Origin of the sequence: Sphingobacterium sp. UBA2480, from assembly GCF_002341965.1 — a bacterium.
Lineage (GTDB): Bacteria > Bacteroidota > Bacteroidia > Sphingobacteriales > Sphingobacteriaceae > Sphingobacterium > Sphingobacterium multivorum.
In genome coordinates, this window is the sequence record NZ_DDPA01000005.1 from 19,251 (window position 1) to 41,258 (window position 22,008).

A 22,008-nucleotide genomic window follows, 5' to 3' on the forward strand; every position below is an offset into this window, starting at 1 on the left:
TTTTGATAAATACATTCATTATATTTTTATCTTTGCTAACTTAGGAAATAAATAAAGAGAGCTTTTATGTTACACTTACACTCGACTATAGCAATTGTATTATTGCTAGCCCTGGTGATATCGATCGTGATCACCCTATCAAACTATTTAGGCAACAAACCGTACAACCGTAAAATTGCTTTATTGGGTTTCATTGCATCGCATATTCAATTATTGGTGGGATTGATCTTATTCTTTTATTTAAAGTATCCATCGATGATCTCTGGCGCCGTAATGAAAGATCCGACATTACGTTTTAAAATCATCGAACACCCTTTAACCATGATCATTGCTATTGTATTGATCACCATCGGTTACTCTAAAGCTAAAAAGATTGAAAATGCAAAAAAAGCAAACCAAACGGTTGTTATTTTCTATATCATCGGTTTGATTTTGATTCTTTCACGTATTCCTTGGTCTACTTGGTCTCTTTTCGCGTAGTCTGCGATAATCATACAAAAGAAGGCCTCACGATCGTGAGGCCTTTTTTGTGCCTTGTGGATCATGAAAGCATAACGGAACGGTATCGTCAACAATGAACTTGAGTTTAAAAAAAGGATTAAAATAAAAAAGCCCCAGTAAACTGGGGCTTTCAAATATCTTAGTTGACTTTTAATTAGTCACGGTTTTTTCCAAATCCCAAAATTCCGAAAACGGTTTTGAATGCGATAAGTGCACCTACGATCATAGCGATGTTAGCTATTGCGGAAAACAAAAAAGTTTGTTGGCCCAATGCCGTACATACATCCGGTACAAAACGGATAAATGTACCTATTAAACCTAAAGCGATCGCTACTACCAATGTTTTGTAGTAATGAGTTTGGTTCGCATTATTATCAGTTGTCTTTGGACCTCTTGGTTGTACAGTTTCTGCCATTTCAATTTCGATTTTATTCGATACAAATGTACAAAATAATCTATGTTAGAAAAATAAAAATGAAAAAAGCGGAAACACAGTCATTTCATCTCCCAATACTTATAGTTTACCTCAGTTTAGCGCATTTAAAATTTCCTTAAATAGCGCTATATAAACACTTGAAAGATCTACTCGGCGTCACTTTTACCCACAAAACTACTCAACTCTTTATTTACCTCATCCAGCAACTGTTGCTCTGTTGGTAGATAAAGCTCATATTGACTGGCAACAATCTGCTTTTGGTCTTCAGGAAGGGTAAATTTGACGACTGCATCGTTTTTGCTCGCACAAAGTAAAATGCCAACCGTTGGATGTTCATGCGGAAGCTTTTCTATACGATCATAGTAATTGACATACATCTGCAATTGACCGATGTCCTGATGCGTTAATTTATGGGTTTTAATTTCAATGATCACAAAACTTTGCAGCAGACGGTTGTAAAAGACCAGGTCAACGAAAAATTCATCGCCCTCGATATGGATCCGTTTTTGTCTAGCGACGAATGAGAAGCCATTTCCTAATTCGAGTAAGAACTCTTGAAGATGGGCAATAATGGCTCCCTCAAGATCTTTCTCATAGTAAGCGCTTTCGCGTTTCAAACCCAAAAATTCCAGTACCATTGGATCTTTGATAATCTCCTTCGCATCAGAAGGCATCTTTTCCTTTTTTGCTACAGCCAGTACACTTTCCTTATCGTTGCTAAGCAACAGGCGTTCGTATAGATTAGTATTGATCTGCCGCTCAAGCTGTCTGACTGTCCAATTATTCTTTATGGTTTCGGCAATATAAAACTCCCGCTGTTCCTCACTATTAAGACTTAAAAGCAGCTTATATTGGCTCCAACTCAATTGCGTCCACAGTGTAGACACAATTGGAAATGTGCGATAAAATTGGCGGTACCAATTTAGCTGTCTAGATGAAAAACCACTACCAAACTCAGGCTGTAATTCTGCTGAAAGATATTTTATGATGTATTTCCCATAATCCGCTCTATCCTTACCTTCCTGCTCCTGTTCAAAAATACGTTGGCCAATATGCCAGTACATCAATGTGCGCTGATGATCGACAGCACGAATCGCATTATCTTTGGACTGCGCAATAATTGCCTTTATATCGGATACTAAAGTTTGATCGGACAACATAATTGTTTATTTTCTTGGTATTACTTCTGTAAGTGAACAATACAAAGATAGCTAAAAAACAACTGTAATACTAAATATTTTAGTAAATAAATTAAAAAATAATTTCCTTTAGCATGTCTGACTTTAAATGTATAATACCTCAATAACAACCATCCTATGGAAGGCCTAATCTATTGACTTAGATACTCCAATGCTTTTTCCATTACCTCATCCCTACCTTCGCGAATCCCCTTGATACTCGGTTTGACAATCTCATCAATTTTAATACCTACCCGCTGGGTTTCACGTTGATCTGGATAATAAATCCCTAATCCAGAAAGCATTGTCCGCTGATTGCCCGGTAACTCTATGGAACTGACATTGCCATCAGCACCCGCTGTCGGTGATCCGAAAACCTTGACATTGGAAGCTGCCTGATAAGCCATCACATGATATTCCGCAGAACTCTGGGTATCTTCATTGACCAGAATAGCCACTTTCCCCTGATAGCAATCATTGGTATTCTCCCCAACTTGTAATGGGCTGCTCATTACAAAAGTGCCGGGATATTGAAGGCTCGTACTGCTAAAACGAACGAAATCAGTAGGCTTGGTCAACAACAAGGGTGTAAGCTTGAATACTAAAAAATCACCGGGATAATTGCGGTCATCAATCACAATACCTTTTACCTTGCTCCAGTTTGCCATATTTTCTGTGATCATCTTAGCACGCAGTAAACTGTGATTGATATACAAAATATTATTGTCCAGCATCTTAAAAGGCACGGTATCTCTTGAAGCAGGTTTAATTTGGCTAGAGGGTATCGCAGCAATATCTACTTTAATCGGCCGGCCATCACGCACTAACTCACAGGGCACAATCTCGCTATTGCTTGTCACAAGCTTTCGCGCCAGATCACGGTTGGCCACAGCTTCATCCGGTGTACTCATATAAGCCCAAAGCGAATCTCTGATTTCTTCAATCTTTTTATGTTCCTTACTGATGAGCACATCTCCTATGCTAAGTTTATCTCCGGATTTCTCACTATCAAAAACTTTAGTTACCACAGCTTTTCCTTCTATCATTCGGATCTCTACCGGCATACGGTACTTGCCATAATAATTTATCAGTCCTTTGGGCATGCTCCAGAGTCCGGTATGTGCATCTTTTACCTGGGATACCATCTTGAGAAGTGAAAGGCCATAAGAACGATCATCCCGACTCAGGATCATTTCGGGCACAGCGGTCTTTAAAACAGCATCCCATTTCGGATCCGTCAGATGTTTATAGGGGGAAAAATATTCGATCATATTCCAAAAGCGAAAGAGCGCCAATAAACGAAACCCCGCATCTGCAGAAAATACATTTTCATATTTTTTTTCATTCTTGAAAAGAACATTGCCAGCACCTCCAGCAAAACCAAAATAATGATGTTGATCAAAATTACTGTAGCGAATACGTCTTAATTTATTCTTGATATCATTGTTAAAAGAGAGACCATCAATCCAGCTATAATCTACTTCATGAACCACATTTTCAAGCTGTGGCTTGGCATAGTTGGCCGTGGCACCGAGACTGTCTAAGAGCATCGCATAATGAGCCTCAACAGATTTATTATCCTTTGCTCTAATAATAGCGTCAATGGACTTAAACAACTGCTGATCCCAATCATATTTTCCTTGCGCCACAGCGGGATGTCTATATTTCAGGAAACCCCATATTCTCCCTAAATCCACTAAGCGTTGATCAATCTCGGGCGTAGTATTAAAATCAGAAATCCCCGAACTTGCAGGTTCACTGATCCCCTTGGCAAATGGCACAAACATTCCTACTTCTTTGGTAATATCCTTACCATCTACAGTAATGAGCACATCATCAACCCACATCTTACCTTCCCCAGAAAGAAAAAATGCAATGGATATCCCTTCGGTCTGGTTTGGCACCAATTTAGTTTTCAGCTTAATATTTTCCCAGTTTTTTGTCCCATTCATTTGGCGGTTAGCCATATTGTCGAAAAAGACTTTGGGATCGATCCTTAGCATCATCGACGCATAAGACCCTGCGATGATATTCTCACGCTTGATCATCGCAGACACTTCAATGGAATCCCCCTTTAAATTTGATGGTAACCACATCATAATCCCTCCGAAAGCGCTGTTCTTTTTTATACTTTCAATCCGAAGCGCTCCTTTTGTACTATAATACGTATCGTGATCTATACGACTTTTAAAAATCGTCGTATCACCGATATTGAACCAGGGATTTGTAATCGGTTGTTCAAATGAAAAGTTAAAATTTTGTTGACTAAAAACAAAAGTAGATATCGTTATTAGAAAAACAACAAGAAAAAAAAATAGGCTATTAGATTTCATAATTGAAAATTTCCATTAAATTAACCATTTAATGAATTATTAACAAAAACTTTCTAACTTTTATACAACAATCTTTATCTACTTTTCTTCCGATATTTTAAAATTTTAGGTTCGTTATAAAAATCAACAGAAAAAGAGATACACGACAATTTACTTTTAATCTATCATCAAGTTTGACTAACTTCACTGACAAGAAGAAAAGCAAATGAAAATAGCTGACAATTATTTATCTGGTTTAAAGAAAGCATACAATAACAATGATAGCAAAGAAACCTGGGATCATTTTGAGCACATTAAACATGGTGCAAGCAAAACAGATCTAGCGAAACTCCAGGAAGCATTTCCGGCAATCCCTCAGGGACTGGTAGATTTGCTCGAATATGTCGACCGGACTTATTGGCGGACCTGACAATAGACTAGCCCTTTAATGAAAATGAGTCGAATAGCTTAATTATAGAACCTGTTCATATAATCAATCCAGATCAAAAAATAGCAAGATAAAGCTGATTTGCAAAACCTATTGGATGGATGAAGATGTATAAAAAAACTCAATGACTGCCTTTACATTAAGATATCCCATCATATTGATCCACGGCACGGCTGCTGGGGATAACAGTTTATTTTGGGGCAGGATCCCCAAGACTTTCAAAAAAAACAATATCTCATTTTTTTATGGCAAGACCGATGGTTGGGGCAGCGTGGCTAACAATGCACAGATGCTGAAAAGAAATCTGTCAGATCTTGCAGAAAAAACAGGTGCCACTAAATTTAATCTCATCGCGCATTCTAAAGGAGGGATCGACGCCCGCTATTTTATTTCAACGCTAAAGGGACATCAAATGGTAGCCTCCTTAAGCACAATATCCACACCACACTTAGGAACACCAATAGCAGACTATCTAATGGAAAAACATCTATCCAGAGATTCTGTTACAAAAAAACTGATCCAACGTCTTTCTTTCTTATTTGGAGGGCAATCTCCCGCACCAATCGAACTAATTCGAGATCTCAGTGTAAAAGAAATGCGTGTTTTCAACCAGCTCAACCCCAATATGGACAATGTATTTTATCAGAGCTTTGCTTCGACAATGACTAAGCCACAAGATGATTTGTTCTATGCTTTGAGTTTTAAATACCTGAGGCGACTGGTAGGTGAAAATGATGGGATGGTCCCATTAGAAAGTGCAGTCTGGGGAGCAAACTTTAAACATATTCATGCTTCTCAGGGTATCTCACATGCTGGTATTACTGATGTCATCCGTAAAAATATTGGGGATGTGGATATACCGCAAATCTATTTAGACATTATTCGTGGATTAGGAGCTTTAGGATTATAACGATTAACAAATGTATACACTATACGCGCTGATTTTTTTGATATGGTTTGGCATCCCTGGCCTATTCATCTATTTAACGTACTGGATCCTAAAAAAGTCTGGCCGTAAAAAGTTGGGAACTATCGTCTCGATTATTTTAATCTTGGCTTTTCTTATATTCACGCTATACTTGCTATTTGATGATCTATTATTCTCTAAATCTGATGCAAGAAAACTACTCAGCGAACACCATATCACGCTAAAAGATGATTTTAAAATTATTTCCAATCAAAGTGGCGGCTTAAGAGATTACACACATCAATTTGAACTATCTATCTCCGAAAAAGACAAACAATCTTTTATTGATCAACGAAGCTGGAGTGACAAAATGGATGAAAGAATAGAAGTTCATACCACTGCGGTAGACAGATATGAAGGTGACACGCTACGGGCTAATTATCACGACAAAAATTCCTATATTTATTCCATGTACCGTCCGAATGGCAAAGGTATCGTTCCGACATTTATAACTATTCGTGTATCAAAGAGTAAAAACACATTGACATACGAGGAGATCTTAGACTAATTCAATAACTGGCTGGCAGCCGTTGACTGTCGAACAGCGGATCCTCTTTCCTTGCTATCTGCATCTACAGCACCATTCTCAGAATAGCCTTTTTTAGTCTTCTCCGCAATTAGTTTTTCAGCATCCTTTAGACGGGCTTCCTCAGAATCAAAGGTTTTACTTTGCCCAGCCGTTCCGTTTCGTCCGTAGTTGACATCAATTAATTCGCTTACTGTTTAAATATAATGAAAGTAGCGCAAAAAAACGTATATTGACATTAAATCACAGACAGATCATGCGTATATATTTCTTATTCAGTTTTTCACTGCTATTAGTTACATTAACTTCAGAAGCCAAAATTTCAACAGTGGAAGAGTATACCCGAATATGGTCCGATCCCCCTTCTGACAATATGAAAAAGTACATGATTAAAATGGCTATTTCAGAAGGCTTAGATAAAAAATCCATAAAAATAGAAACCGATAGCTGGGGAGAAGTTATTCTTTCAGATATGTGGAGAAATACCATTAAATTTAGACGAGGTAGCCTGGGTGAATATACAACCGTAAATAAGAGTGGTATTAAACTGACTATAAAAGAAGACTTTTCAGGAAATATTGTCGTAAAAGATGAGGATGGAGGTGAAACTACTGTCAGAAAAAACAGTAGCGGCGATTTCGATCTTCCTAATCTAGACAGAAGTCCGTCCACAGTTTTTAAAAATATACACGGCAATTTAGAAATACGTGATGAAAAAGGAAATGTAAAAACTGTATCAAAAAATATTTTTGGAGGTCTCGACATCCGAGATAATCAAGGCAATAGCTCAACGATATCTAAAGATATTTTCGGCAATATGGAGATTCGAGATAACAAAGGTAATTCAAGCCGGATAACAAAAGATATTCTTGATAATCTCACTATCGAAAATAGCAATGGTCAACGTACCACAGTGAGAACTGATATTCTAGGTGGTAAAACAATTGAAGATAACAGGGGAAATCGTGTTTCCGTTCGAAAAGATATATTTGGAAATTATGAAGCTAGCGACAACAATGGAAATAGTGCATCCATGAAAAAAGACATTTTTGGCAAAATAGTTATTGATGATCCAAAAGGTATTTTAAATGACGCAGTGAAATTGCAATTGATCCAAGAACTTTCAAAGAACTAATTTTTTTCGAAAATTTACCTATTTTACAAGTGAATAATCCAAAATTACGATGGATCAAATATTATCGATTTAATTATAAATGAACTAACAAAACATCCTGAAATATCATACCGCAGGTCAAACACAAATGAGCTAAATATCTTTTGCACTCCTACTCAGGATTTTGACAGCACCTTTTTTTGAGGAATGATGAAAGGCTCAAGAACGTATTTACAAAGGTTTCAACATTCGCATAGTTAAAGATTTTCAAAAGAAAATTAAAATCCCTAAAATTGCAGTCTCATTTCAAGGAAATCGGATTTGATGTATTGATGCTATCAATCCTCCAAATGATATTAGCGCTATGCAAATAGACCCTAAAAAGGGAAAACGCGAATTGAATAAAAATAAAACGATGAAAAAGATTATATTTTTTCTGTTACTGATACCTTTTTGGGCAGCTGCTCAAGAACAAAATATCCAAAACTTTATCGTAAAAGAAAACCTTTCCAAAAATGGAAAACTGGCTGTAGTTGCATTGGATTCATTGGGAAACACCAATGAGACCATTAATGGCAATTACCTATTTACCATCAATGGTTTCTCGCAACCACTACAATTTCATGAGGGTGTTGCTGTCCCTAATCAGAAAATTGAGTCATCAACCTTTGTTTTCTTTAGCCATAAGAATCAACAAACTTCCAAGGGACGTTTATTCTATATCTATAAGAGCGATAGCGGACTCTCTCCTTTTGCCATTAGCGGATTGATGTTTTTGATTATCCCGGCCATTGTGTTAGGAATAGCTTACATGTTTAAAAAAGTGATTATGACGGCCATCGCGCTGGCTATAGTTTTCTTTTTATTCAACCATTCCCAAGGTTTGGATTTGAGTAAAATTTTTGAATCAATATTTTCAAGTCTCAAAAATCTCATCGGTTAACAAAGCGGTTTGTCTGAATGTCCCATCAACTGGTGGGATCAACGTAAATCATAACGAAACAGTTAGACATTAGAACGGCATACCGATTCCAAAATTGTATTGAATAAAATTGTACCTGTCGGGCCTATGGGTTTCATAATATTGGGCCTTAAATTCTTTGGAATCAAAGAAATGCTTGATAACCCATTGATCAGCACCTGAGAATTGCGGATCTTTTAGTTTAAGCCCGGCATCTAAGCGAATGACAAAATAGTCCGAATCGAAACGAAGTCCGAAGCCGGTACCAATGGCGACCTGCCCAAGAAATTTATTGAATTTAAACTCCCCCCCCGGATTTAGTTCTTCATCCTTCTTCAGTCGCCAAACATTTCCCATATCCAAAAATGTTGCTCCATTCATCTTTGCGCCCAGGAAGTTATTGAGTAACCTGAATCGATATTCGGCATTTGCTTCCAGTTTAATCTCCCCCAGTTGATCCAAATTACGCAGGTTTAAACGCAAATCCTCACTAAGACTCTGCCGGTTATAGGCACCTGGCCCCAAGGTACGTGCCTGCCATGCGCGTATGCCATTCATCCCACCGCTATAAAAGCTCTTTTCAAAAATCAACAGTTTAGAGTTATTACCATAAGGAATCGCTATCCCCGGATTAAAACGGAAAACAAACTGCCTATTTCCACCGAGATTTCGGTATAAACGATAATCGAATTCTGTCTTGGCGTATTGAAGAAAGGGCACACCGAATATTTTTTTCTCACCATCGGCATTCTTAGGCAATTTTGCCAAGGAGCTAATAAGATCCAATACGTTTCCACTCACGTCCAATGTTCCTCTGAAATATTGAAAGTCCTCCTTGCTATTCAATTTTTTACCATTCAGGATAAAGGTATATTGTGTCCCTAAACCAAAATACTGACGGTCGTTGCTACGTACATACAGCTGATAACCTTCCTGTACAAGCTTGTTCCGAAAATTGGAATCCAAGCGTCCATCCCGATACTCCAACACAATAGGCGTAAAACTATGGTACTTATTTTCTGTTTCATACCATGAGTAATTCAGCGACGTGATGAAATAGCGGTTTGAATAGGTTTTATCTTGATCGAACAACTGCAATGTCATCGAGTAGGTCGTTTTGGGCAAACCAAACTTTCCACCTGGATTAATATGAAAGGGAACCATCAGACGAGGAATAACCAAATTTACGCCCGCTTGAAAATCGTTATTGAATATTTTGCTGGAAAGCCCACCTGCGAGGCGCGGATCAAACAATACACCATAACGTAATTTCACTTCCAATTGCTCCGAACCACCAAAGATATTACGTTGAGAGAATGTATTTCCAATATTAAATCCGCTCATACCCGAACTAAAGGTATACTCGCCCTCTATCTGGTTTCCCATCCGCGGTCTTGGAACGAAATCATAGTGCACATCGAGTTTATTGGAATCTTTTTTGACAAACTGCATCTTGACAGAACGAAAACCATTCATCTCATACAATCGGTCATATGACTTATTTTCCTCCCGCAAGGAATAGTACTGACCTGAGCGTAGATACATATAGCGTTCCAAAGGTTTCCACCTGAAACTATTTGTTTCATCAACAAATAAAAGACGTTTTGCAGAATCTACTATACGACGAGGCTCCTTCTTCGACATTGTTCCATAATTCCTTATCGTCATATAAACACTATCTATTTGATACTTTTTATGTATCGTTGAGTCAGACGGATTTTCGACATTAATTTTCAAATCGATCAAAGGTCCATCGATCGTTGAATCTACCCCAGCACGCATATATTGCCTTACATAATCGTAATACCCATTGTTACGCATCGAAATATAAAGTTTCTCCCGCTCATCGAGCAACTTTGCGGCATCGTACTGGGTATTGGATTTTACAGCAGTTTTGGGGAGTACCTCCCGTTCAAATATTGCCTTAATATCTTCATCCTCAAATTTTCGATCTATATTTCTAACTTGATATGGGACACCTTCATCCACTTTAAAATCGATATGTGCTCGCTTTTTGGAAACTGAAATTGTTGGTTCGACCTTCGCTTTAAAATAACCTTTTGAAAATAGAAAGCGTCGGATTTGATTGGCGGATAAATCGACCATTGCCGAATCCAACAAATGAGGTGGTTCGCCAACATTCCGAATTTTCTTGGTTTTATAACGCCCGTTTTTAGTATTGAACGTATTGTAAATAAATAGATTTACCCTTGAATTAGGTCTTATTTGATTGGAAATATACGTTTCGGATGATTCTTTCAATGCAGGGGTGACACCAGAAATCTGTACTTTTGTAACCAGAGCTTGGTCATCGTCAAGATATTTTGAAGAACGGCATGATGCAAAAAATAACACTAAAAGCGTTATACTTGCAAATCCGATAAAACGAGGATACTTAATCATCAATAAAAATGTTGTCAAAAGCGCAAATCAGTCTAATAACGTCTCTACAAAATAAAAAGTATAGAAAACAACACGGCCTGTTTATCGTTGAGGGTATAAAATCCGTGATGGAATTTATTTCATCAAGCTATGAGGTTGAGTCTATTTTCTACACGGGCGACGCAAACACAAAAGTGGGTAAAATCTCGCATAATATAAAATCCTATGAACTAACGGATACTGAATTCCAAAAGATTAGTACACTGAAATCGCCACAAGGTATCCTCGCTTTGGTCAAACTTCCTTTACAGCAGAAAATTGTACCAAGTAATTTAAAAAACAAGTTTAGCCTTGTACTCGATGATGTGCAGGATCCAGGCAATCTGGGTACAATTATCCGCACGGCGGAGTGGTTTGGAATCGAACATATTATCTGTTCCATTGGAACTGTAGACGCCTACAACCCTAAAGTAGTGCAAGCAACCATGGGCTCACTGGCTAGACTGCAAATCCACTATACTGATTTAACGGATTTTATTCCGGCTACTGGATTAAAAGTGTATGGCGCCCTACTTAATGGTCAATCCATTTATCAGACTGTGTGGGCTAATGAGGGGCTAATTGTTATGGGGAACGAGGGAAATGGCATCAGTGATGAAATAATAGCGTTGATCGATCAAGCTATCACTATTCCGCGCATAGGCCAAGCCGAATCACTCAACGTAGCCGTTGCAACGACCATCTTCTGCAGCGAAATAGTCCGGCAACAGTTGATCTAGTAAGCTATATGATCTGAATTGCCGCTTATAACTTTTGATGTAGCCCGATCCTATTTCCTTCAGAATCTTCAATCTCCGCAACAGCAAATCCCAGATCGGCATGAAAAGTGGCGGGATATAGCTCTTTTCCACCCAAGCTCATGGCCCTTTCCAACGTAGTAGATATATTTTCTACATGTAAATAAAGGAGTACTCCCTCGCGTGTAGGTTTATAAATTTCGCCTTTCGCCAGGGCGCCAGTAATCCCAGATAAGGTTTCTTGAAATGGAAAGTAAGCCATGTGGTTATCGTCAAAATCTTCCTGTTCAAAGGTAAAATTGAATAACTGGCTATAAAACGCGATTGCGCGATTCAAATCCGATACCGGAATTTCAAAATAAACACCAGGATTTCTAAGTTCTTGCATGTTCTAAATAAAGGGTCTTCCCAAAAATAATCTTTTTTTAGGCACTAACGTCCTCGCCTTCGTATTTTCTATCTTATATAAAGAATTCTATTATTTTTCCACCAAAAGAAACCGCTTAATCGTTCCAAAAACTGTACATTTGCTCCATTCCCTAGAAGGATGGATAATCGCCACAATCCATTATTCTTTTTTGAATACTCACACACGATAAAAATAGCGCCATGCCAGCTGAACAGAAATCCATCTATACGCCTCAATTTATTTTACTTTGCTTAAGCTCACTCCTATTTTCTTCTAGCTTCAATATGATCATCCCCGAACTACCCAATTATCTGAGCAGTTTGGGCGGAGCAGAATACAAAGGGTTGATCATAGCGCTGTTTACATTGACTGCCGGAATTTCGCGGCCTTTTAGTGGTAAATTGACCGATCGCTGGGGACGTGTACCAGTCATGGCCATTGGATCCATTGTCTGTTTCATCTGTGGTTTTCTTTATCCCATTTTAACATCAGTCGCGGGCTTTCTATTCTTACGATTGATACATGGTTTTTCCACTGGTTTTAAACCTACCTCAACTTCTGCTTATGTCGCCGATCTGGTTCCACAAAAAAGATGGGGTGAGGCGCTTGGGATGCATGGATTGGCCTTTAGCGTCGGTACAGCTGTCGGCCCAGCAATTGGCAGCGCTATTTTCGAGGCCTTTGGTATCAATGTGATGTTTTATTGCTCTTCTTTCATGGCACTTCTCTCCATCCTTATCGTCATTAACATGAAGGAAACACTGGCGAAAAAAGAGAAATTCAATCTCTCCATGCTCAAAATAAACCGAAAAGATATCATTGAATGGCGTGCACTACCTGCGGGAATCGTCACGTTTTTATCTTACACCGCTTATGGAGTCATTTTAACCCTAATTCCCGACTGGAGTGAATACCTTGGACTCAAAAATAAAGGGCTATTTTTCCTAGCCTTCACCATTGCGTCAGTATTGATACGTTTTGTTTCCGGCAAAGTTTCGGACCGTTATGGAAGACCTAAGGTTATTGTTGTCGGAATAGTTATTATCGCGATTGCACTCGTTGCTATTGGCATTGGAAATAGTTTCATTGGCATGATGATCGGCGCAAGCATCTATGGTGTAGGCACGGGTATACTCTCCCCTGCTGTGAATGCCTGGACGATTGACCTTAGTTTACCCGAACATCGCGGCAAGGCGGTTGCAACCATGTATATCTCCCTTGAAGCCGGAATAGGACTTGGCGCACTGCTTGCTGGATTGTACTATAGTGATGTTATCCTACGAATTCCAGTCATTATGTATGCCAATGCAGTAGTTTTGCTACTTGCTCTGACCTATATGCTGAGCTGGCAGAAAAGACACAGGGCCGTAAAATAAAGAAATTCAAGCGTCAAAACGACCAACAATCGATCGTTGCAAGGCCGAAATAAAAATAAGGGAACAGTCCCTTGTTTTTAACTTCGATTTTTTACTTTTGATCGTATCATGGTTAGCAATTATTTAAAGCTTCAATATACTTTACTGTATCGGTATATTCGCGCTACAGGACTGCCGGTTTGGCTCGCCTTTCTCCTGTTGTTTGGATTATGTTATTTTGCTTATTATGCATTGGTTCAATATCCGCTTTTTGGTTGTTATGCCCTACTGCTTGGCAATTTCCAAGCACTGTTTCTGCTCACAGAAAAAAACAGAAATGACTTTCTCAAAAATACATACAGTAAATACGATTTCCACAAAATCAGAATATTGGAAAATGGCTTGTTAACGCTGCCGTCCTTCATCATTCTTTTCCTCCACAACCAATGGGGCTATGCAGTGTTATTAGCTATTTTGGCTATTATCTTTGCATTTTTGACATTTAAGGCTTTCGGAAAATCTATTCCGACACCTTTCGCAAAAAAACCTTTTGAATTTATCATCGGATTCCGACGGAGCTACCTGCTCTTGCTTGTATTGTATCTCTTGGCCGGAATCGGCTTTTATGTGGCCAATTCCAATCTTGTTTTATTTTGTGTGGTTTGCATTGCGCTCGCCTGTGTTTTCTATTATCAATTACCGGAACCTATTTTTTACCTTTGGAATAACCATTATACACCAACAGTCTTTCTGATGCGAAAGTTTAAAAGAGGAATTTTACAATGTCTACTCTTGGTACTGCCCCTTCTTTTTCTGTATGTTATAATCTTTCCATCGGATTTATTTAATGTCTGTATTGTATTGGGCGGAATATTACTTTTGCTTCCTTTTGCAATCACCTTAAAATACGTCGCTTATCCACGGGAGATCAATTTCCCCGAAGGTTTTGCATTGGCACTTTGTTTTAGCTTTTACCCCTTGATCCTCGCGCTCTTGCCCTTCTATTATATCAAAGCAATCAACAATCTAAAAAACCACTTATGATCGAGCTTACGAATATCAGCAAGTCCTTTGGACGGCATCAAGTGCTCCACGAGATTACTTACACTTTTGAAAGCGGAAAAGTATACGGTATCGTCGGTGAAAATGGCGCCGGAAAGACAACGCTGTTTCGTTGTATTGCTGGACTGGAAACCGCCTCGGGAAGTATAAAATCTGATTTGGCGCCGCTCAAAAACAATTTAGGTTACCTGACCTCCGATCCGTATTTTCTTTCTAAGCTCACAGGGGAAGAGTATATTTATCTGCTGACAGATGCACGTGGTAAACAAATCAAGAATCTAAGTGAAAGAAATATTTTTGAGTTGCCCTTAAAAGAGTATGCGAGCGCCTATTCCACGGGAATGAAAAAAAAACTAGCCCTGACAGCTACTTTACTTCAGGACAATAATTACTATATCCTTGACGAACCTTTTAATGGCATTGATCTACAAAGCAGCATTATGCTTACGGAGATTATATTACGCTTAAAAGCAATGGGTAAAACGATCCTAATTTCGTCGCATATCTTTTCCACACTAAAAGATACCTGCGATGAAATCTTGGTACTCGAAAATGGCAGAATCAGTAAATCTGTTAACAAAGAACTGTTCGGAGACTTTGAGGAGGAAATGAAAGACAAAATACTACAAAAAGATATCGACAAATTGTGGCTTTAGCATGCCTAACACTTGAGATAAACAATATGGAAAAACACTTACCTATACTGGAAACTGAACGTTTAATTATCCGTCCAATAGAGATGGATGATGCCGCTTATTTTTTCGCGATGGATTCACAGCCGGAGGTTCATACCTTTCTGAATAAGGAGCCTGTTCAATCCATTGAAGAAATGAAAAAAGCCATCGCGCATATTCAACAACAATATGAAAAATACGGTATAGGCCGTCTAGGGGTCGTTGAGAAATCAAGCAATCAATGGATAGGCTGGACGGGATTTAAATATATTGATGAATTGGAGAACGGACGTATCGGTTTTTTAGACCTTGGTTACCGTTTCAGAACGGAATCTTGGGGAAAAGGCTATGCGACAGAAGCTGCACAAGCCTGCATGCAATATTATAGAGAACAGCTGATCCATTTTGAAGTACATGCCATCACACATACGGGAAATCTGGGTTCAAGACATGTCTTGGAAAAAGTAGGATTTCAGGTGACTGAAGAATTTCATTTCGATCTATGGGATATTCCCTGTTATTGGTATGATTTGGCCACTGACAACGAAACAAGCTAATTATATTAGTTTTAAAAACTAATTTTTTTAACTTTTCATAGTTTCGCTGGGATAAAACAAAATGGTTTTGTATTTTTACACGTTCGAATAAAATACTATTTCGAACATTTCTGTATTGTACAATTTAATCTATTGCTGAGTAAATGAGTGACGAAACGAACTTCCCAACGGAAGATAATCAAGAAGAACTGGGATCAGGAAAAACAGAGAGCGGAAGTCAGACGATACCTTTATCAGGACTATACGAAAACTGGTTTTTGGACTATGCATCCTATGTTATCTTGGACAGAGCCGTACCACATATCAATGACGGTTTGAAACCCGTACAACGTCGTATCCTCCATTCCTTAAAGGAAATGGATGATGGAAGATATAATAAAGCTGCCAACGTCATTGGTAACACGATGAAATATCACCCACATGGTGATGCTTCTATCGGTGATGCCATGGTACAATTGGGACAAAAAGATCTCTTGATTGACTGTCAAGGTAACTGGGGTTTCCCAATTACGGGTGACTCTGCTGCTGCTCCACGGTACATCGAGGGAAGATTATCCAAATTTGCAAATGACGTTGTCTTCAATCCCGAAACGACTGAGTGGCAATTAAGTTACGATGGACGGAATCGCGAACCTGTCACCCTTCCTGTAAAATTCCCGTTATTATTGGCTCAAGGTGCCGAAGGGATTGCTGTTGGTTTAGCGACCAAGATTATGCCCCACAATTTCATTGAGCTAATTGACGGATCAATTCAGGTATTACACGGTGAACGTCCGAATATCTTCCCAGACTTCCCTACGGGTGGTATGGCCGACGTTTCAAATTATAATGAGGGGCAACGTGGTGGTAAAATCCGTGTACGTGCAAAAATTGAAGAACGCGACAAAAAGACGCTCGCAATTACAGAAATTCCATTTGGAACGACAACCGGCGGTCTGATTGAAAGCGTGGTTACCGCAAACGATAAGGGAAAAATTAAGATCAAAAAAATCGAGGACAATACAGCGGGAAATGTAGAGATCATTGTACATTTGGCTCCTGGAATTTCTCCCGATGTAACGATCGATGCATTATATGCCTTTACCGCCTGTGAAGTCTCTATCTCTCCTAACACCTGTGTTATCAAGGATGAGAAACCTCACTTTATGAGTGTCAACGACATTCTGACTGAAAACACAATAAACACCAAAAATTTATTGAAACGAGAATTGGAGATTCGTTTAAACGATCTTCAAGAAAAAATCTTCTTCAGTAGTTTATTAAAAATATTTATTCAAGAGGGGATGTACAAGCATCCGGATTATGAAAATGCAGGTGACTTTGAGGTTGTTGTGCAAGTTCTGAATCGCTTATTTGAGCCTTTTTTCGATCAATTTTACCGCGAGATACGTCCAGAAGATTACAAAAAATTGATCGATAAACCAATGAGTAGCATTACACGTTTCGACGTTAAAAAAGCGGACGAAATGATGAAAACACTCGAAAATGAGATCAAAGAAGTCAAGCGTCATCTACGTCAATTGACGGAATATGCCATTGCATGGTTTGAGAAATTGCGTGAAAAATATAGTAAAGACCGCGAGCGTAAAACCGAACTGCGCGTATTCGATAAAGTAGAAGCGACCCAAGTTGCGCTAGCAAATACCAAACTATATGTCAATCGCGAAGAAGGATTTATTGGTTCGGGAATGAAGAAAGATGAGTTTGTATGCGACTGTTCGGATATCGACGATATTATTGTATTCCGAGAAGATGGCAAATATGTTGTCAGTAAAATTCAGGATAAAGTATTTGTTGGAAAAGGAATTATCCACGTTGCTGTTTTCAAAAAAGGTGATGAACGGACAATCTATAACGCCATCTATAAAGAAGGTGAAACTGGAACCAGTTTTATCAAACGTTTCTCGGTAGTAGGAGTTACGCGAGATAAAGAATATGATGTGTCCAAGGGATCCAAGGGCTCAAAAATACTGTATTTCACAGCCAATCCAAATGGTGAAGCGGAAATTGTTAATATACAGCTTAAACCGCACACAAAATTGCGTAAGTTGAATTTTGACATGGACTTTGCCGAGATTGCAATCAAGGGTCGTGCTTCACAAGGAAATATCGTATCAAAATATCCTGTCAAAAAAATCAGCTTTAAAAGCTCTGGAGTCTCCACACTAGCAGGACGAAAAATATGGTACGATACCATCATGAAACGTCTAAACGCAGATGAGCGTGGACAATACCTTGGCGAGTTTGACGGCGACGACAAGATATTAGTAGTCCTTTCGGATGGTAGCTACGAATTAGCAAACTTTGATCTAAGCAACCACTTCGACGAGAAAATGATCCGGATCGAAAAATATTATCCAGACCATATCTATACAGTCGTGCATAAGGACGGCAAGAGCGGAACGTACTTTGTCAAACGTTTTAAATTTGATGATCAGCCTATTGGAAAACGCATTTCCTTTATTAATGAAGATGCGGGGTCTAAGCTGATCCTGATGAGTAATGCGGCTGAACCGATGGTCAAATTGGAGATTTTAAAAGGCAAATCCCAAACCGAAGAAACGCTTGATCAGCCTTTGACTGAAATTATTGATGTAAAGGGAATAAAAGCGCAAGGAAACCGCCTATCTTTCCATACCGTAAAATCGGTTACACTATTGACAGCGGATGAAGATTTAAGTCAAAAAAGTAAAGAAAAGGCAGCCGAATCAAGTACTGATACCACAGAACCAACAGTTGATAGTACGACGACAGAAGTTGACAGTTCCGTGAACGAAAAAGAGGTCGAGTCAACCGAAAAAAATGACGACATCAAATTGGAGATCACCAATCCAAATGATATTCAAATCGATGATAAAGGACAGATGGAAATGTTCTAACTCGTATTAAATACACAAAAAAAGCTCGAATAAATATTCGAGCTTTTTTTTGGGATACAACACCTTAAATATTGTCTTTTTAAAAATATTGTCTTTTTAAGCTTTAAATTCTTTTAGGAATTTTTGAAGTTTTGGAGCAATGACTACTGAACAAAATGGATTTTCAGGATGATCATTGAAATAATTATGATGATAATCCTCTGCCAACCAGAATGTCGCGGCTGGTTCTACTGCTGTGACAATAGGGTCCTCGTAAACATCCTCATTTTCCAATTCATCGATAAAATTCTGCGCTAAGATCTCTTGTTCTTCATTATGATAAAAAACAACTGATCGATACTGCGTACCCACATCGTTACCTTGACGGTTTAATGTTGTCGGGTTATGGGTCTTAAAGAAGATTTTCAAGAGATCTTCGTAATTCACCAGCTCTTCGTCATATTCTAACTCGACAACCTCAACATGATCAGTTGTCCCCGTACAGACCTGCTCATAAGTCGGCTTATCTACATGTCCCCCCATATAACCAGGTAATACCGATGTTACCCCTTCAGTGTTTTGGAAAATAACTTCTGTACACCAAAAACATCCTCCTCCAAATGTTGCTTTCATACTTTTATAACCTTGCGTATTTTACTCTTACTTTTATAAACCTATAGCCGATGCATCAGCTGCGGCTATAAGTTTAGACAAATATAATGATTAATCGGCAATGATATACCTTGCTATCATCGCTCCTCGAACCCGTAAGCCCCTATTTTTACTATTTATAGTAGTGCTTTCCTTTAATCAATAAATCTTGTTGTTTACTGTCACAAACCGCATAGGAAAAACCTTGTTGTAGCGCATAGGCACCATATTCCCCTTTTTTATTAATTGCTAAGAATCCAACTTGGATTTCCTTTGCAATTGCAGGCTTCTTCTTAACGATACGCATAACAGCTTCCTTACAGGCATCTTCGGGAGAATAACCCTGACGCATCAATTCGACTACCAAAAAACTACCTACATTTCGGATAACTTCTTCACCAACTCCGGTCGAAGTAGCACCCCCAACTTCATTATCGACATAAAGTCCGGCTCCAATAATAGGGCTATCTCCTACCCGACCATGCATCTTGAAAGCCATACCACTCGTGGTGCAGGCTCCAGAAATATTTCCATTGGCATCCAACGCCAACATACCGATCGTATCGTGGTTGTATTGATTTCCCGGCAAACGTTCTGCGGCAAAAGATTGGTTTTCAATATTGGCTACAGGTTTGTATTTTTTCTCTTTCAACCATTCCTTCCAGGCCTTTTCACCTTCCGGGGTCAGTAGATTTTCTTCCTTAAAACCATTTTCTAACGCAAATTGCAATGCGCCTTCGCCTACTAGCATGACATGGGGTGTTTTTTCCATAACCAGCCGTGCTACAGATATTGGATGTCCAATTTTTTCCATTCCGGCAACAGCACCGCAGTTACCATCCGCATCCATGATACAAGCATCAAGTGTGACGTGACCGTCGCGATCGGGATAACCACCTTTACCCACTGTCATATTCTTGAGATCAGCCTCGGGTACACGCACACCTTGTTCTACCGCATCCAATGCCTTGCCTCCTTTGGACAATATTTCCCAAGCGGCTTTATTTGCTGCGATCCCAAAGTCCCAAGTTGAAATTACAATAGGGTATTTTTTAACACTGCCTTTTGCTGCAATCGTCAATCCTTTCGCATCAAATGCGGTTAATGTCCCCATTGTCGTCGCAGCAATCAAACCTTGCCGAATAAAATCACGTCTTGAACTCATTTCCTTATTACTATTTTATAAAACTATCGCTATTTATTAATCCGGCAAAAAACAATCATTAAAACTGCCTTCAGTCTACCGAATACAAGAAATTTTCATCATTGACTGTACAAGAGCATCACTTTCTTTTCTAGCATATTACACTATCTTGCATCAGATCTCCCCCAAACCTACTTCGTCAATATCCGCTGTAAAATGTTATGCTACATTTTTACAGCTTCGCCGTAAACGGAAGAAGAATGTTGCCGTCACAATCAATAAGCAATATTACAAAATGGTTTTAGCAAATAGATGATTTAATTAAAATTAAACCTAAACATTCGTTTTTTAGCAACATAACATCAAAATCACTTAAAAATCGACAATAAAAATTGACTTATATTATGAATTAATCCTATCTTTAGAAACAAACTAATTCGCATGAAAAACACTCTTAAATTCGCTATTTTAGCTTATGCAAGCCTTATAGGGGTTGAAAGCAGTCAGGCGCAGCAGCTAGATTCCACGACTTATTTCACGATCAAAGAGTTGCAAGAAAACGTAAAACGTGAATTTGCTCCCGATAAAAGAACCAAGATCGTGGCCATCCAGAAAGCGGATATAGCACAGAACCAATATGTGCTCGAAACAACTGAAAAAGATGCTAAATTCGTTTTAGAGCAAAAGGCAAAAGATATATCAGCCAATATTCAAGTACAGCTCTTGCCCGATGCAAGTGTAGGCGAAAAAACGACTGGAGTAATCAGACTCTCCGTCGCAAATATGCGCACATTTCCAGATAATGCTGCCGAGCTGACTAGCCAGGTTTTATTAGGAACGCAAGTTGACCTTCTGCAAAAAAAGAGCGGTGACTACCGTGTCCGTACACCCGACGGCTATATCGCATGGGTTCCTAGTTCGTCTATTGAAGCCATGGACAAAACCATGCTGGCCAATTGGCGACAAGCGGAAAAAGTGATTTATACAGCTGAATTTGGAAAATCATATTCTGAACCCAATGAAAAAAGCCAGCGGGTATCTGATCTCGTTTATGGTGACATCCTTCAATTGAAAGGACAGAAAGGCAATTTTTATGAAATTGCCTATCCGGATGGACGTTTAGGTTATATTAAAAAATCAGAAAGTCTAACCTTAAAAAATTGGTTTGAAACACGCCAACCTACGGCGGAAAATATTATTGCCAGTGCAAAAACAATGTTGGGTCTACCCTATTTATGGGGTGGGACATCAGTAAAAGGCGTAGATTGCAGCGGTTTTACTAAAACAAGTTTCTTTATGAACGGCTTCGTAATTCCGCGAGATGCATCGCAACAAGTACTTGCAGGTGAAAAAATCGACATTTTAGATCAAGAAGGGCATTTCGACCCTGAGAAAGCACTTAAAAATCTGAAACCGGCAGACTTATTATTCTTTGCGGCAGGCAAAAATAGCAATCCTAATGCGCGTGTAACACACGTTGCACTCTATATCGGCAATGGAACCTTTATTCATGCTGCAGGCTTGGTTCGGATCAACAGCATGCTAAAAGATGCGGCTAACTATGATGATTTTCAAACCCGAACTGTGGTTGCTGCACGCCGTTACCTCGGAGTTCACGATAGCGCAATACAGAAAGTCGTTGAAAACAATTATTACAACAATAAATAAACATAGCG

At 38.9% G+C, this 22,008-nt stretch carries 21 protein-coding genes; 13 read left to right on the forward strand and 8 right to left on the reverse strand.

Going from position 1 to position 22,008, the window contains the following annotated elements; all coding sequences use genetic code 11:
• The first annotated feature begins 66 nt into the window (after positions 1-66).
• Positions 67-480 carry a hypothetical protein gene (locus B3600_RS10235; RefSeq protein WP_070567195.1) on the forward strand — a complete coding sequence of 138 codons (414 nt, stop codon included), beginning with the start codon at positions 67-69 and terminating at the stop codon, positions 478-480.
• A 175-nt stretch (positions 481-655) separates the two neighbouring features.
• Here the strand turns inward: B3600_RS10235 and B3600_RS10240 are convergent, their stop codons facing one another.
• From B3600_RS10240 to B3600_RS10250, 3 genes are all read right to left on the reverse strand, one after another.
• The gene (locus B3600_RS10240; RefSeq protein ID WP_070567197.1) at positions 656-916 is read right to left on the reverse strand and encodes a hypothetical protein; all 261 of its coding nucleotides are present in this window, start codon (positions 914-916) and stop codon (positions 656-658) included.
• Positions 917-1,083: 167 nt separating this feature from the next.
• The gene (locus B3600_RS10245) at positions 1,084-2,097 is read right to left on the reverse strand and encodes a PDDEXK nuclease domain-containing protein (RefSeq protein ID WP_286752864.1); all 1,014 of its coding nucleotides are present in this window, start codon (positions 2,095-2,097) and stop codon (positions 1,084-1,086) included.
• A gap of 170 nt (positions 2,098-2,267) precedes the next feature.
• Complete coding sequence (locus B3600_RS10250; RefSeq protein ID WP_286752865.1) at positions 2,268-4,448, reverse strand: S41 family peptidase; 2,181 nt, start codon at positions 4,446-4,448, stop codon at positions 2,268-2,270.
• Between the two features lie 205 nt (positions 4,449-4,653).
• Between B3600_RS10250 and B3600_RS10255 the strand changes: the two genes are divergently transcribed.
• The 3 genes from B3600_RS10255 (at position 4,654) to B3600_RS10265 (ending at position 6,350) form a co-directional block, all read left to right on the forward strand.
• Positions 4,654-4,857 carry a hypothetical protein gene (locus tag B3600_RS10255; protein ID WP_286752866.1) on the forward strand — a complete coding sequence of 68 codons (204 nt, stop codon included), beginning with the start codon at positions 4,654-4,656 and terminating at the stop codon, positions 4,855-4,857.
• Positions 4,858-4,999: 142 nt separating this feature from the next.
• Positions 5,000-5,785: an esterase/lipase family protein gene (locus B3600_RS10260; RefSeq protein ID WP_201639501.1), complete on the forward strand. Its 786-nt coding sequence runs from the start codon at positions 5,000-5,002 to the stop codon at positions 5,783-5,785.
• Between the two features lie 10 nt (positions 5,786-5,795).
• On the forward strand, positions 5,796-6,350 hold the full coding sequence (locus B3600_RS10265; RefSeq protein WP_286752867.1) for a hypothetical protein: 555 nt from the start codon (positions 5,796-5,798) through the stop codon (positions 6,348-6,350).
• Here the strand turns inward: B3600_RS10265 and B3600_RS25575 are convergent.
• On the reverse strand, positions 6,347-6,550 hold the full coding sequence (locus tag B3600_RS25575) for a WGR domain-containing protein (RefSeq protein ID WP_083296024.1): 204 nt from the start codon (positions 6,548-6,550) through the stop codon (positions 6,347-6,349). The two genes, B3600_RS10265 and B3600_RS25575, sit on opposite strands and share 4 nt — an antisense overlap.
• Before the next feature lie 74 nt (positions 6,551-6,624).
• Between B3600_RS25575 and B3600_RS10270 the strand changes: the two genes are divergently transcribed.
• Together B3600_RS10270 and B3600_RS10275 are read left to right on the forward strand one after the other, a co-directional pair.
• A complete protein-coding gene (locus B3600_RS10270; RefSeq protein ID WP_201639503.1) occupies positions 6,625-7,503 on the forward strand; it encodes a hypothetical protein in 879 nt (292 codons plus the stop codon).
• Positions 7,504-7,897: 394 nt separating this feature from the next.
• Positions 7,898-8,425: a hypothetical protein gene (locus tag B3600_RS10275; protein ID WP_070567618.1), complete on the forward strand. Its 528-nt coding sequence runs from the start codon at positions 7,898-7,900 to the stop codon at positions 8,423-8,425.
• Between the two features lie 69 nt (positions 8,426-8,494).
• Here the strand turns inward: B3600_RS10275 and B3600_RS10280 are convergent, their stop codons facing one another.
• Positions 8,495-10,846, reverse strand: coding sequence for a BamA/TamA family outer membrane protein (locus B3600_RS10280; protein WP_145327573.1), 2,352 nt, complete (start codon positions 10,844-10,846; stop codon positions 8,495-8,497).
• A gap of 8 nt (positions 10,847-10,854) precedes the next feature.
• On the opposite strand from B3600_RS10280, the gene B3600_RS10285 reads away from it, so the two are divergent.
• Positions 10,855-11,604, forward strand: a complete 750-nt coding sequence (locus B3600_RS10285; RefSeq protein ID WP_070567214.1) for a TrmH family RNA methyltransferase — start codon at positions 10,855-10,857, stop codon at positions 11,602-11,604.
• Positions 11,605-11,629: 25 nt separating this feature from the next.
• Here the strand turns inward: B3600_RS10285 and B3600_RS10290 are convergent, their stop codons facing one another.
• A complete protein-coding gene (locus B3600_RS10290; protein WP_112374217.1) occupies positions 11,630-12,010 on the reverse strand; it encodes a VOC family protein in 381 nt (126 codons plus the stop codon).
• 221 nt (positions 12,011-12,231) lie between these two features.
• Here B3600_RS10290 and B3600_RS10295 point away from each other — a divergent pair, with 221 nt between their 5' ends.
• The 5 genes from B3600_RS10295 to B3600_RS10315 all read left to right on the forward strand — a co-directional run bounded on the left by B3600_RS10295 (position 12,232) and on the right by B3600_RS10315 (position 18,558).
• The gene (locus tag B3600_RS10295) at positions 12,232-13,407 is read left to right on the forward strand and encodes an MFS transporter (RefSeq protein ID WP_286752868.1); all 1,176 of its coding nucleotides are present in this window, start codon (positions 12,232-12,234) and stop codon (positions 13,405-13,407) included.
• A gap of 108 nt (positions 13,408-13,515) precedes the next feature.
• The gene (locus B3600_RS10300) at positions 13,516-14,430 is read left to right on the forward strand and encodes a hypothetical protein (protein WP_286752869.1); all 915 of its coding nucleotides are present in this window, start codon (positions 13,516-13,518) and stop codon (positions 14,428-14,430) included.
• Positions 14,427-15,104 carry an ATP-binding cassette domain-containing protein gene (locus B3600_RS10305; RefSeq protein WP_286752870.1) on the forward strand — a complete coding sequence of 226 codons (678 nt, stop codon included), beginning with the start codon at positions 14,427-14,429 and terminating at the stop codon, positions 15,102-15,104. Before B3600_RS10300 ends, B3600_RS10305 begins: the two co-directional genes overlap by 4 nt.
• Before the next feature lie 26 nt (positions 15,105-15,130).
• The gene (locus tag B3600_RS10310) at positions 15,131-15,679 is read left to right on the forward strand and encodes a GNAT family N-acetyltransferase (protein WP_201639506.1); all 549 of its coding nucleotides are present in this window, start codon (positions 15,131-15,133) and stop codon (positions 15,677-15,679) included.
• A gap of 143 nt (positions 15,680-15,822) precedes the next feature.
• Positions 15,823-18,558: a DNA gyrase/topoisomerase IV subunit A gene (locus B3600_RS10315; RefSeq protein ID WP_286752871.1), complete on the forward strand. Its 2,736-nt coding sequence runs from the start codon at positions 15,823-15,825 to the stop codon at positions 18,556-18,558.
• Between the two features lie 96 nt (positions 18,559-18,654).
• Here B3600_RS10315 and msrA read toward each other — a convergent pair whose 3' ends face one another.
• Both msrA and B3600_RS10325 read right to left on the reverse strand, forming a co-directional pair.
• A complete protein-coding gene (gene msrA / locus B3600_RS10320; RefSeq protein ID WP_286752872.1) occupies positions 18,655-19,170 on the reverse strand; it encodes a peptide-methionine (S)-S-oxide reductase MsrA in 516 nt (171 codons plus the stop codon).
• Positions 19,171-19,321: 151 nt separating this feature from the next.
• A complete protein-coding gene (locus B3600_RS10325) occupies positions 19,322-20,353 on the reverse strand; it encodes a N(4)-(beta-N-acetylglucosaminyl)-L-asparaginase (protein WP_070567228.1) in 1,032 nt (343 codons plus the stop codon).
• A gap of 420 nt (positions 20,354-20,773) precedes the next feature.
• On the opposite strand from B3600_RS10325, the gene B3600_RS10330 reads away from it, so the two are divergent.
• Positions 20,774-22,000, forward strand: coding sequence for an NlpC/P60 family protein (locus B3600_RS10330; protein ID WP_112374222.1), 1,227 nt, complete (start codon positions 20,774-20,776; stop codon positions 21,998-22,000).
• Positions 22,001-22,008 lie beyond the last annotated feature (8 nt).